Source organism: Burkholderia guangdongensis, from assembly GCF_013403875.1.
GTDB lineage: Bacteria > Pseudomonadota > Gammaproteobacteria > Burkholderiales > Burkholderiaceae > Burkholderia > Burkholderia guangdongensis.
On the sequence record NZ_JACBNX010000019.1, the window covers coordinates 41,208 to 53,698 of the forward strand.

General features: G+C 66.1%; 8 protein-coding genes and 1 pseudogene. 1 reads left to right on the forward strand and 8 read right to left on the reverse strand.

The window, feature by feature from the left end; genetic code table 11:
• Positions 1-109: 109 nt before the first annotated feature.
• The 5 genes from HZI36_RS18945 to HZI36_RS18965 form a co-directional block, all read right to left on the reverse strand.
• Complete coding sequence (locus HZI36_RS18945) at positions 110-394, reverse strand: hypothetical protein (RefSeq protein ID WP_179404197.1); 285 nt, start codon at positions 392-394, stop codon at positions 110-112.
• Between the two features lie 92 nt (positions 395-486).
• Complete coding sequence (locus tag HZI36_RS18950) at positions 487-1,533, reverse strand: CobW family GTP-binding protein (protein WP_179404198.1); 1,047 nt, start codon at positions 1,531-1,533, stop codon at positions 487-489.
• Positions 1,530-3,209 carry an amidohydrolase gene (locus HZI36_RS18955; protein WP_179404199.1) on the reverse strand — a complete coding sequence of 560 codons (1,680 nt, stop codon included), beginning with the start codon at positions 3,207-3,209 and terminating at the stop codon, positions 1,530-1,532. The genes HZI36_RS18950 and HZI36_RS18955 overlap by 4 nt, the downstream gene beginning before the upstream one ends.
• Before the next feature lie 34 nt (positions 3,210-3,243).
• Entirely contained in the window at positions 3,244-4,632 is a 1,389-nt protein-coding gene (locus HZI36_RS18960; RefSeq protein ID WP_179404200.1) for a sodium:solute symporter family protein, read from the reverse strand.
• 56 nt (positions 4,633-4,688) lie between these two features.
• The gene (locus HZI36_RS18965; protein WP_179404201.1) at positions 4,689-4,883 is read right to left on the reverse strand and encodes a DUF3311 domain-containing protein; all 195 of its coding nucleotides are present in this window, start codon (positions 4,881-4,883) and stop codon (positions 4,689-4,691) included.
• Positions 4,884-5,859: 976 nt separating this feature from the next.
• Here HZI36_RS18965 and HZI36_RS18970 point away from each other — a divergent pair.
• Positions 5,860-6,972 (forward strand): acyltransferase family protein, encoded by a 1,113-nt coding sequence (locus HZI36_RS18970; protein ID WP_179404202.1) that lies wholly within the window; start codon positions 5,860-5,862, stop codon positions 6,970-6,972.
• Between the two features lie 111 nt (positions 6,973-7,083).
• Here the strand turns inward: HZI36_RS18970 and HZI36_RS18975 are convergent, their stop codons facing one another.
• The 3 genes and pseudogenes from HZI36_RS18975 to HZI36_RS18985 form a co-directional block, all read right to left on the reverse strand.
• Positions 7,084-7,443, reverse strand: a complete 360-nt coding sequence (locus tag HZI36_RS18975) for a DUF6277 family protein (RefSeq protein WP_179404203.1) — start codon at positions 7,441-7,443, stop codon at positions 7,084-7,086.
• 55 nt (positions 7,444-7,498) lie between these two features.
• Complete coding sequence (gene tssM / locus HZI36_RS18980; protein WP_179404263.1) at positions 7,499-11,056, reverse strand: type VI secretion system membrane subunit TssM; 3,558 nt, start codon at positions 11,054-11,056, stop codon at positions 7,499-7,501.
• Positions 11,050-12,441: pseudogene (locus HZI36_RS18985) on the reverse strand (DotU/TssL family secretion system protein); the annotation flags it as partial. The pseudogene HZI36_RS18985 and the gene tssM, both read right to left, overlap by 7 nt.
• Between the last annotated feature and the right edge of the window lie 50 nt (positions 12,442-12,491).

Here is a 12,491-nt window from a genome sequence, read left to right on the forward strand (position 1 = left end):
GTATGACAATTCGTACTACGGCCAACCGCAGAGCGATTACTACGGCGTAGGCGGCATTTACGACGAAGGACCGTCGTTCGAGTTCGACCGCGAGCATCGCCACCACGATTCAGGTTCCGATCGAGAGCGAGTCGGACACGACCATGACCACTTCCCCGGCGGGCCGCAAGGCGGCCGCGATGCAACGCGCGGCAATTCGCCTGCCGGCGCGCCGCGCGGCGGCGGCCCGGCAACGGCGGGCGGCGCGCATGGCGGTGATCACGGTGGTGATCACGGAGGTGGACATGGCGGTGGCGACCACGGAGGCGGCGGTGGCGGCGGCGACCGTGGAGGGGGCGGCAGCGACTGGACGTCCGGCGGAGGCGGAGGCGGCGGCGGCGGGTACGGCGGCCATTCTCGCTGATCGGGCCACCTGCCAGGCTACCTACCAGACCACCTCCCAGACCACCCCAATGTCGCCGGGCGCCCCGAACGCGCGCGGCGCGGTCAAGCGGATTCCGTGGGAGCGCACGTCGCCGCGCCGACGCGGCATTGCGCGAGCCCATCGCGGAGCTTCGCTTCGGTGTCGGGATCGATGAAGCCGATGAACACGATCACGCCATCGCCGTCGCGCATGGCGACACCCTCCTCTTTCAGCGACGTCAGCCGAAGCCGCCGCGCGGCGACCTGACACAGACGCGTGCTGACGTTGCCCACGTCGCCCGCCGCGTCCCCCGCGTCTGTTATGCGCACGATCCCCTTCGCGCGCAGCACCGTGCGCGGCAGCGCCTTCAGCCACGCGCGCAGCCGCGCTTTGTCGAGCACGTCCGGCGCGTCGAGTGCGATGCTCGAGAATGCCGGCATCGCGTCCGTGTCGATCCGGCGATGCCAGCGCTCGGCGCGAAACAGCGCGCGCTCGTCCGGCACGGCTGCATCGAACAGCAGCGCGAGCGGAATCCGTCCGTGCTCGGCCGCGACGACGATATCGGTCGGCGCGAGCGCGCGCACGTCCGCGAGTGCCCGTTCGCGCGCGCCGGGCGCGAGCAGGTCGAGCTTCGTCACGATGACGGCGCTCGCACCGTCGAGCTGCCGCTGCGCCATCGCGCCGACGAGCGGATCGGCGAGCGTGCGCGTCAGCGCGACCGCGTCGGCGACGACGAGCACCGACGTCAGCCGGAACGCGCCGTTCAACAGGCCGATCTGCGCGATCTTCGCCGGATCCGCGACGCCGCTCGCCTCGATCAGCAGCAGCTCGGGCCGATCGTCGCGCGCGGCGACGCGGGTCAGCGCATCGACGAGCGCGCCGCCGATCGTGCAGCAGATGCAGCCGTTGTCGAGCTCGATCACGTCGTCGCCGCGCGCGCGCACGAGCCGCGCGTCGATGTTCACCGCGCCGAAATCGTTGACGAGCACCGCGATGCGCCGGCCATGCGGCGCCTGCAGGATCGCATTGACGACCGTCGTCTTGCCCGCGCCGAGATAGCCGCCGACGACCGCCAGGTCGATCGGCGCTCGCGCGCGCCGGTGCGGCCGGTGTGATGCTGCGGCGCTCATCGCGGCGCCCTGAAGACGCGCCCGCCGAGCACGGTGCCCCAGATGCCGACCTCCTTCAGCCGTTCGGGCTCGCATGCGCTCGGGTCTTCGTCGAGCACCGCGAAGTCCGCGAACTTGCCGACCTCGATGCTGCCGACCAGATGATCCATCCGCAGCGTGTACGCGGCGCCGAGCGTGATCGCGTAGAGCGCATCGGCGACGCTCAGCCGCTCGCCGTCGCCGAGCACGCGGCCCGACGCGGTCTCGCGCCGCACCGCGCACCACGCGGTGAACAGCGGGCTCAGCGGCGTGATCGGCGCGTCCGAATGCAGCGCGACCGGAATGCCGAGCCGCTGCGCGGTGCCGGCCGGGTTCATCCGGTTCGCGCGGTCCGGGCCGATCGTCTGCGCGTAATGCGCGTCGCCCCAGTAGTACAGATGATTCGAGAAGAAGTTCACGCACATCCCGAGCGCGCGCACCCGTCTGAGTTGCGCGGCGTCCGCCATCTGGCAGTGCTGCAGCGTGTGGCGATGGTCCGGGCGCGGATGGCGCGCGAGCAGCGTCGCGATCGCGTCGAGCGTGACGTCGGTCGCTTCGTCGCCGTTCGTGTGGATGTGCAGTTGCAGGCCCGCGCGATGGAATGGCTCGAACACGTCGACGAGCTGCGCCGGCGGCATCAGCCACAGCCCGTTCGGCTGTCCGCCCGCATAGCCGGGCCAGCGCACGCGCGCGGTGAAGCCCTGGATCGAGCCGTCGACGATGAACTTGACCGGCCCGAAGCGCAGCTTGTCGGTGCTGCCCGCGATCGCCGCGAGTACGCCTTCGGCCGACTGCGCGGGATTGCGCTGCGGCGCGAACGCCGGCACGATCCGCACCGGATAATCCGGGTCCGCGGTGACCGCGTGCAGCGTCCGGTTGCCGTCGGGCGACAGGTCGTTCACCAGATCCGTCGCGGTCGTCACGCCCGCGAGTTGCGCGACGCGCCCGAAATTCCACACCGCATGCGGCTTCTCGCTCGCCGAGATCGCGAGCTTGCCGCCGATCACCTGATATACCGGGAACATCGCCGCGAACTCCTGCAACTCGCCGGTCGGCCGGCCGTGCGCGTCGCGCGCGACGCCGTCGATGTCGGTGTCCTCGTCGATGCCGGCAAGCGCGAGCATCGCGCCGTTCACGTTCATCAGATGCACGCTCGCGTGCAGGATCGCGATCGGGCGGCTCGCCGACACGCTGTCGAGCTCGCGCACCGTCAGGCGCGACGCGCCGAAGAAGATCGGATCGAAGCCCCACGCGAGCAGCGGCCCGTCGCCGGGCATCGCGCGCTCGGCGTCGGCGAGGCGCGCGAGCACCGCGTCGAGCGTGCGCAGGCCGGGCCACAGCGTGCCGTCGGGGCCGCGCCGGTCATAGTAGCCGACGTACGCCGCGTCCCACATCGCGCCTTCCATCAGATGACAATGCCCTTCGACGAGGCCGGGCATCAGCACCTTGTCGCGCAGCGTGTCGTCATGCGCGCACGCGCCGAAGCGCGCGGGCCACGCGGCCGCGTCGTCGTCGCCGCCGACCGCGAGGATGCGGCCGTCGCGCACCGCGACGTGCGTGGCCGACGGCTGGTTCGGATTCATCGTCAGGATGCGGCGCGCGGCGAACACGGTGACCGGCACGTGCGGAGACGGGGATGACGACGCTGGCGCTTGCATGGGCGAACGACCTCCGTTCGAGGGTTGGGAACGATCAGGACATCGCGTAGCGCTTCGACGGGCGCATCAGCAGATGCACGATCGCGACGACGAGCACGTTGACGACGAGGCACACGAGCCCGAGATTGATGCCGCCGAAATCGACGTGATTCAGATACAGGATCATCGCGAGCGCCTGCCCGCTGACGATCCCCGCGGCGACCGCGGCCGGCCGCACGCGGCGCTGCGCGAGCAGGATCAGCACGCCGGGCAGGAATTGCGTAACGCCGTAGTACGTGGTGTTGATCAGCGACAGCATCAGGTTCGGCGTGAGCAGCGTCGTCACGATCGACAGGATCAGGTACGCGACGATTACGTACTTCGCCGCGCGCTTCTGACGCGTTTCGGGCAGGTTCGGCATCAGGTTGCGCGTGACGATCGGCCCGATCGCGAGACAGATGCCGGCGAGCACGAGCAACCCCGACAGCGCGGCGCCGGCCGCGACGAGGCCGAGCAGCCAGTCCGGCAGCAGATGCACGGCGGCCGCGAAGAACGCGTCGTTCGGCGACGCAAGCTTCAGGTTCGCGTTGATCGCGTAGTACGACGCGATCACGAGGAACGGATACATCAGCATGTAAAGCGGCATCGCGATCTGCGTGCGGCGGATCGTGTTGGGGCCGCGCGCGGTGAAGAAGCCCTGCGCGGCGAACGGCATCATGTAGAAGCCGAGCGACTGGAACAGCATCGTGCTCATCGAGAAGCGCAACTGCGGCGCGGTCATCGTGTTGCTGACCTGCCGGCTCGCGGTGTCGAACACTTCGTGCACGCTGCCGACCTTCCACGCGACCGCGACGCCCGTTACGACGATCGCGAGCAGCATCAGGATGTCCTTCAGGATCGCGATGTACGCGGACGCGCGCACGCCGGAGATCGCGATGTACGTGAACGCGAGCGCCGCGCAGACGAGAATCAGCCAGATCGGATCGACGTGCCAGCCGAGGCCTTTCAGCGCGGCGGCGAGGCCGGTGAACTGCAGCTCGCCCCACGGGATCAGGAACAGGATCGACGCGCATGCGACGACGAGTTCGAGCCCGCGGCTCTTGTAATGGCCCTTGAACAGATCGGCGAGCGTGATCGCGTTGTGCCGCTTGCCGGCTTCCCAGTACTTCGGGCCGATGAAATAGCCGACCGGATACGCGAGCAGGATGTAGCCGAGGAACCAGATTCCGTAGGTCGGCCCTTTCGCGTAGATGCCGCCGGGGAAGCCGACCATCGTGCCGATGCTGTAGATCTCGCCGGCGGTGAGGAAAAACACGAACGCGGTGCCGAACTGGCGCGACGCGACGAAGAAGTCGTGCACGCTCTGTCCACTGTGGCCGCGGCGGGAGCGCAGCGCGAGGTAGAGCGAAAACGCGATCAGTGCGGCAAAGACGACCGTCGACATGCGGCTCTCTCCGAAAAGGTGGTTCGCGGCGGGATTCGGGTGTGCGGGACTGGCCGCTATGCGTCGCTCGCGTGGCGGTCGAACAGTTCCCAGCACGCGAACAGGCACCCGGAAGTCAGCACGAACCACGTGAAGATCCACATGTAGACGAACGGCACGCCGAGCACGTAGCGATCCTGCGCGGCGACCCACGGCAACAGGCCGAGCACGCCGAGATACGGCAGGCCGATGCCGATCAGATACCTGAGCATGGTGGTTTCCTCGTCATGAGGCTCCGTCGAAACGGGCAATGCGGGAACGCGGCGATCGTGCGCCGCGGCGGGGGCTGCGAATTCAGTATTGGAAGTAAAAAATCCGGGCGGTAGTGCCAGACGCGGGGAATCGTTGAGGCCACAACGGAGTGGCGGCGCCGTGCGACGGAGCGAATCGCGCCGGTGCTCGGCTGGTGTTATGGACCTTTTTTAAGACGTAAGTATTCGTAACGCAAACGTTTGGCGCGATTTCTCCGAGAAACGCGTTGACATACACTGCGCTTGCATCCTGCAAACCTCGTGCCCCGAGTGGATGCTTTTTTCGCCTCGATCACATCCCTGTGATCGAGGCTTTTTTGTCTGGGTCGGCTGGTATCAGGGAGAAGTGATGGGAACGGGTGCACCAACACCTACCCCGCGCCGCGCTTATCGCGGTTGCGCCGAAACCTGATTCAATTTTGCAACCGGCGGCCCAATCAGGACATCTGCGAATGTGCGTCAATTCCTAATTGACGGCGGCAATCGTCCTGCGGATGCAATCTGGCACCAAATAATAAAACCCGTTATGTCTCGCGATGAATAAGTCGCGCGGAAAATTCGTTCCGGTATGTATTCGGGACGAGCGATGTTATCGCGTGACTGAAAATTCACACGCGCGATTGACACGATGCTGGCGGCGTTTCAAATCTGAATCATTACAGTGTGGGTCTGCATGCTTGGCGTCGTTCCCCCCTCTCTCAACCGATTCGGCTGACCGCCAACGCGCAGTGGCATATTTGATGCGTGCTTGTTCGCGCGAGGCTGTAATCGGGGAAATAAACATCTGCAGGCGTTGGCAGCGCTCCACGTCTGATATGTCACACGCAAAACGATTCGGGGAAAACGATGAAAGAGATAGGGATAGTAACCGGACTGCTTTCCCTCAGAGGCTGCGCGTCGATCATTGACAGCTCGATACCGGTGGCGTGATCACGTCATGAACAAGAGCCTCGAGGGCGTGCGCGGTGCCGCTGCGCTGTTCGTCGTTGTTTATCACATGCATTGCAACATGCCGGGCCTCGGCGCCGCGCATGGCGGCTATCTCGCCGTCGATCTGTTCTTTGCGCTGTCCGGGTTCGTCATCGCGCGCGCGTACAGTGATCGCCTGTCATCGGGCGCGGCGTTCTGCTCGTTCATCATGCGCCGCATCGGCCGCCTATACCCGCTTAACTTCACGTCGATTGCACTGCACTATCTGCTTGTGAACTGCGCGCTCGCGTTGGCGGTTCAATACTTGGCTCATCACGCCGCGCCGGGTTCGTCGATCGCCCGCGTCGCATCCGCCGTCGACGCCATGCACTGGCGCGATCACTATACGCCGCCCGGGGTGAACTGGTCGATACACGTCGAGTTCATGGTGTACCTGATATTCAGCGCGGTGTGCCTGACGCTGCGTGGCCGGGCTCGCCCAGTCGGGTTCGCTGTCATGGCTGCGCTCGGATATACCGCAGCCGTGTATGCGTCGCTCGTGCCGTATCGGTGCGCCGCTGTCGGCGATTGCTTTTCAATGACCGACGGCTTTGGCGTGGCGCGCTGCATGGTCGGATTCTTCGCGGGCGCGCTCGTCGCGCACTATCGCGAGCGCCCGCTCGTCACCGGCCTGACACGGCCCGTTACGCAGATCGCCATGTCGGCCGCTACCGTTGCGTACCTCTATGCTTGCGCCTATGTGAAACTGCTGCCCCTCGCCGCGCCGGTCGTGTTCGCCGCGCTCGTGGCGTCGCTGTCACCCGATCGCGGCCCGGTCGCGCGCGTGCTTCATACACGCATCATTCAGCGGCTCGGCGCGCTGTCGTATTCGCTCTACCTCGCGCACGGCGTGCTGCTCATTACGTTTGGCGTCGCGGTCGCCGTGCCGGACAGCACGATCGGGCGCGTGAGCGTTGCCGCCGCTTATCTTGCCGCAACGTTCATGCTCGCGATCACATTTCATCGCACTATCGAGAACCCGTGGCGCATCCGTTCTCAGGCATGGTCGAAGCGTTTCGACACGCCAGTCAGGGAGGACGCCGGGGCCGCCACGGATAAGCCACGATGCACGGTTCAATGATGACGGTCTGCTGATACCGGCTTCTGCCTTGCACCCTGCCCGCCAGTGCGCGGGCGTATTCGTGCCAGACCGCCGGAACGGTCCGGCACCCACCGTCCGGCGAACGGTCGCTCACTTGCCCGTTTTGAACGGCGCAAAGAAATTCGACGGCATCTCCTGCGGAAAGCCGACTGCGTCGGTCGGCCTCAAATCGTTCATGTCGACGTTGAAGTCGTAACTTTTCTGCCGTTGCTGCGCATCCTGGTGCGCCGCGACCTGCTTGTCGATCGAGTTCTTGATGTTCGTCATGTGGTCCAGCATCTTGCCGCCTACCTGCTGAACATGGCCGATCAGGTTGCTCGCGTTCTGCGATGACGCCACCGATAGATCCGGAATCGCGCTCATGAACGGTTTCGCCATCGAACTACCGGCGTTCTGGCCGAATTCGTGCGCATCCATGCACGCGGACAGGATTTCTTTCGGATCGATCATCTTCTGCTCCTTTTCAAATTTGTGCCCGACAGCACATTGGACACCACGACATGCATCACGATGGACACCTGAATGATTGCAGGATGCCCGACCAGATAGGCGCCGACGCCGTCAGCGCCTGCCATTCGACGCGCACCGTTCCGACGCTCGTCGGGTACAGTCGCTCGCGTCGATCGCCGGCCCCTCCCGCAGGCTGGCCGGCATCGAAAAAGCGGAAAAGCGCCCAGGGGCCATCGAACTGCAACGTACTCAGGCGCCCGTCGACCGATTTCATCTGCAGCACGATCGCCTGCCTGACATGCCGGCCATTCCAGTCGATACGCTGCGGTGAAGTCGTCCCGTGCGCGTAGCGCAACGTTTGTTCGCCAACCGCCAACTGCGCTTCCGACACCTGGGAATCCATGTCCAGGAAGCGCAGCATGACGGAGAGGCGCAGATGCCCGGACTCGTCGAGCATGGCGTCGCGAATCCGGCCGGCGGTCTCATAGGACTTGAGCACGCCCGGGCTCACCATGCCCTCGGCGCCGCCGCTCGAACGCAGCGCCTTCCACGACGTGCCCGACGTATCCACGTGGGCGGCGAGCCTGTCGCGGAAATACGTCGCCATCATCCCTTGTGCGCCGAACATCCTCTCGAAGTCTTCCACGCCGGCGTCGGCCTGCGCTTTTCGGTTGAACGGATACCGGCTCGTAAAGCCGGTGCTGCATACCGTCGACGTCGCACCGGCCGCACCGCGATCGAGCAATGCCCCTGACTCGCGCGTCGTCATCGTGCTGCCGCTGTTGACGAGATCCAGCATGATCCCCCTTACCGGCTCGGGCTGGCGGGCCGCCGTTTCTTTCAGACGCGAAAACGCATCGTACTGAGGCGGCAGGACCTGCCCGGCCTGAAGCGCGCCGTTGACCAACCCCAGTTGCCGGTACAACGGCTCGAAAAGCCGTATGAGCGGATTGCTCGACGCCGTGTTGCGGTTATCGAGCTGCGCGGCCAGTTGTCGAATCGACTGGAAATGCTCGTCGACCCGATGCTCGGGCAACAGCAGCGTCCGCTCACGCCGGCCGCTCAGCTCGCCGACGATCTGGCGCCGGCCTTTCTCGAAGCGGTATTTCTGACGGTCGATCCAGCTGCCGATGTCGCCGTCGTTGCTCGCGGTCAGCGTCGTTTCGCGCGCGGTGAAACGCAGCAGATTGGCGAGCGGCGACTGCGGGTCCATCATCGTCGCCGCCAGTTGCGCCGCGTCGTCGAGCCCCGTGACGCTGCGCACGGTCACGTCGTTGAGGAAATTCTGCCAACTGGCCATGTAGTTCTGGAGGAACTGCGAGCGCGTGGAATCGGCCAGCTTCTGGACGAGCCCATCAATCTGAAAAGCGTTGCCGGCGAGCGATTCGTCGCGCAGTACCCAGCTCTCCTCCTCCAGCATCGTTCGCGCGCTCTTTTCGACGCGCGGGAGGAACGCGTCCGTGTAGCCGGCACGCGTGTACCAGCCGGACACCGCGACGTCGGTACTCGGCACGCCGCTGCGCAGGCGCAAGCTCATCGCCGATTCCGGGCCGGCCGCGCGAGCCAGCGAGATGTCATGAACGTGTGGGGGCAACCCTTGTGCGTGGATGGCCTGCAGCACGCGCGTGATGAGCGGAATCTGCGCCGCGTGCGCACGTGCGGACCGCACGAGGTTCTCGTCCTCCGGCGTAGCAGGCAGGTTCGGCAGCGAAATCAGCGCGTGCACGTGCGCGAGCAGCATGCGCCGATCGTCGTCGCCATAGTGTTGACCGCCGGTCAGGCTGTCCCAGCGGCTGTCCAGCCAACGCTCGACATCCGCCGCATGGCGCCGCTCCGGCCGGCACAGCATCAGATAGACCTTGAGCGTCTGGTACACGTCGCCAGGCGCGCCCCCCGCCTGCGCAACCAACGTGCGCCGGACTTCGTTGTACAACTCCGGCATCAGCATCTTCTGCAACTGGCGGCGATAGGTGTCGAGCGCCGCGCTTGCGACGCGCCGGTGCTCAAAATATGGCGTCACGCCACCCATGCCCCTGCCCGCGCCTTCCGCCTGTGCCTGCGCATATCTCATCTGGTCCGCGATATCGAGCAGCGGCGAGCCGCCATCCGGGCCGTCAGACACCTGAGCCTGCGCGACACGCTTCGCTTCGCTGAACTGCGCGTGCACGTCGTCGAGATAATGGCGCTCCTCGACGTAACCCCACCCGAACCACAGCAACAGAGCAAGCGCCAGGACCGGCAACGCCAACCAGCGCAGCCTCCGCGCAATACGGTTGCGCCATGACCCGGCCCCGCCGGATCTCGCCGAATCACGCTCGAGCAGGACCTGCTGGAACAACGGAGCCCACAGCGCGCTCAGCGGTCGCGTCGGCGCCGGCGCCCCGGTCGGACTGCCCGCGGGCTGCGCCAGCGCCAGCTCGGCCATCGAGCCCATCCATACGCCGCGCAGCCGCGCAGCCGCGTGCAATTCGCCCGGGGCAATCGGTGCAATCGGCGCAGTCGGTGCAATCGCGATATGCAACCAGACGAGCAGCGCCTTGTGCAACTGACTGAGCGCCTCGACGAAGCGCAGTTGCGCGTGATTGACCGTGACGTCGGTCGCGGCAGGCGCGGAAAAAAGCACCTGCCGCTGAACGCGATCCAGCACGCCGCGAAGCGCGGCCTGCCAACGCGCGCCGGCCGCCGACGCGTTTTCGTCGGCCGGATCGTCCGGCAAGCAGAAGCCGACGCCGCCCGACCAGCGCGACGCATCCATCATCGACAACATCGAAACCGCACCTTCCAGACGGTCGATGCCGTTCAGCGCGACGTATATCTGCATCTGCTGCCCGAATACCTCGCGCATTTCGGCGAGCCGACGCCGCACGCCGTCGGCGACGCGCTTGCCGGCCTGCTGCGACGGTCCTGTCATCGCCGCGCTATCGATGCAGATCACGACCCCGCTGATCGCCCCGTCGCCCCGCATCCTCCTCAACTTCCGCAGCAACTGCCGCCACGCGTCGAGCGTCGGCTCGTCCATGTCGTCACGCAGGTTCCAGCGACCGCCGACGTCGAACCATACGGCATCGTCCGATAGGCGGAAATTGAAATCTTCGCCGCGGCTCGCGAACTGAGCAACCGGGTCCGGGCCGGTTCCTTCCGTGTCCGACGCGCGCACTGCCGCTTGTGTCGCCGATTGAGCCGCCGCTTGAGCTGCCTTCGCCACCAGGCTCGTCTTGCCGCTGCCTTGCGCGCCGAGAACGAGATACCACGGCAGCACGCGCAAATATTCGCGCCGCCGTACGCCGCGCCAGTCACGCCAGCGGCCGCGCGGCTCCCGCCGCCACCGCGCCTTCAGCAGGCGACTCAGGTCGCGCAATCGCTCGTCGATGAAATCGTGCGGCTGGGCAACCGGCTGCGGCATGCGCACTTGACGCGCGCTCATGGCCAGACGCATCCACAGTCGAGCCAGCATCGGCCACAGTCCCCACACGAGCACCGCCGCGACCAGCACCTCGCGCACCCAGACAGACGCGAACGGGCGATAAATGCCGAGCGCGAACAGCGGCCCTACCCACCAGATCACGACGGCGATCAGGATCGCGACGCAAATCCGCAAGCCGGCTCTCAACATGGCGATTGCCCCCCGGTCGCCTGAGGCACTTGAGGTACCTGAGACACCTGAGCCGCGGACACGATCACCCCGCGATCCGGCATCGTGAGCCCCACCGCTTCCTGGCCGGGTGCCGCAGCGACGTCCGCCGAACGGTTCCCGCCTGCCGGGATGACTTTCCACAGCACATCGACCCGGCGGTTTCGGTCGTAGGCGGCCGGTGTTCGGGCCGTGTCGATCGGCTGCGTGTCACCGCGTCCGGAATAGTCGATACCGCGCTTCACCGCGTGGTCCGGCGCCTGCGCACCGCCCGCCGTTGCCGTCCTGCGCAGCGCTTCGGCCACGGTGCGCGCCCGCGCTTCCGACAACGCCTGATTGTTTGCAAAAGCGTGGGTCCGGATCGGCTGCCGGTCGGTATGCCCTATCACTTCGAGGTCGCCTGGCCACGGTGCGAACGCGAGACCCAGCCGCTCGATGTTGCGCATGAACGCCGGCCTCACTTCCGCGTTGCCGACATCGAACGCGCCGTCGGTGCGAAACACGAGCAGCCATCCTTGCGGATCCTTGTAAGCGGTCAGCCACCCTTCGGAAAGCAGTTGCGGCAGCGGCGGCGGCAACGTTTCGGCGAGATTGATCGTCCGGGTGGGGGGCGTCCATGCGGCCAGCGCATTGCGTAGCGATCGCCCTTGCCCATCCAGCACCATGCCGAGCGCAGCGTACGTGAGCAGTGCGGTACCCAGCGCGGCCCCCCCAGCCCGCGCTGGCGTCCACCATCGACGCTTGCCGTGCGCACGCGCAGGCGCGACGAGCCCGGTGCCGAGCGGCGCCGGCGCCACGTGATGCCAGATCAGCGCATGAAGTTGCGAACGCAGATCCTGCAACAGCACATCGCCACGATCGAGCACCTGATAACGGCCTCGCCAGCCGAGAGACAGGATCAGCTCATAAAACTCGAGCAGCGGCACCGGCGGATCGTTCTCCTTCATCCAGCGAGCGAGGTTGGCGAATGCATCCTCTCCACCCCATGCGTCGTCATGAAACTCCACCAGCAAGCTGCGTTCACCGTCGTATGGAATGTGCGACGCGGCGCGCGCCGCATCGTTGATGCTTTCGTCGAGGTAGGTGCACAGCAGGTACGATGCATCGCGAATCTGCTCCCAATCCCGCCCCGCGCCGGCCAGCCCCTCCCGGAACAAGCGCACTTCGAGTCCAAGCTGCGTGCGCACCGTGCCGTGGTCGAGCGGGCCACCCGCGAGATGCCGCTGCAGTTGCAGGATCGCGGGCAACGCATGCGATACGAATGGATTGCTCCAGCTCGCCGATTGCTGGCCGGCTTTCAGGATCGCGACCTTGTCGCCTTGCTGGCTGTAAACCACGGGCGTGGCGTCCGCGCCGTCATCCGGAGACGCCGGCACGTGTTCCCCGTGTTCCTGAACGACAGAAGAAAAATTTCCGA

Excerpts from the sequence above, each read along its gene's own strand:
- HZI36_RS18945 (WP_179404197.1), bottom strand. The coding sequence starts at position 394 with ATGGCCGCCGTACCCGCCGCCGCCGCCTCCGCCTCCGCCGGACGTCCA.
- HZI36_RS18950 (WP_179404198.1), bottom strand. The coding sequence starts at position 1,533 with ATGAGCGCCGCAGCATCACACCGGCCGCACCGGCGCGCGCGAGCGCCG.
- HZI36_RS18955 (WP_179404199.1), bottom strand. The coding sequence starts at position 3,209 with ATGCAAGCGCCAGCGTCGTCATCCCCGTCTCCGCACGTGCCGGTCACC.
- HZI36_RS18960 (WP_179404200.1), bottom strand. The coding sequence starts at position 4,632 with ATGTCGACGGTCGTCTTTGCCGCACTGATCGCGTTTTCGCTCTACCTC.
- HZI36_RS18965 (WP_179404201.1), bottom strand. The coding sequence starts at position 4,883 with ATGCTCAGGTATCTGATCGGCATCGGCCTGCCGTATCTCGGCGTGCTC.
- HZI36_RS18970 (WP_179404202.1), top strand. The coding sequence starts at position 5,860 with ATGAACAAGAGCCTCGAGGGCGTGCGCGGTGCCGCTGCGCTGTTCGTC.
- HZI36_RS18975 (WP_179404203.1), bottom strand. The coding sequence starts at position 7,443 with ATGATCGATCCGAAAGAAATCCTGTCCGCGTGCATGGATGCGCACGAA.
- tssM (WP_179404263.1), bottom strand. The coding sequence starts at position 11,056 with ATGTTGAGAGCCGGCTTGCGGATTTGCGTCGCGATCCTGATCGCCGTC.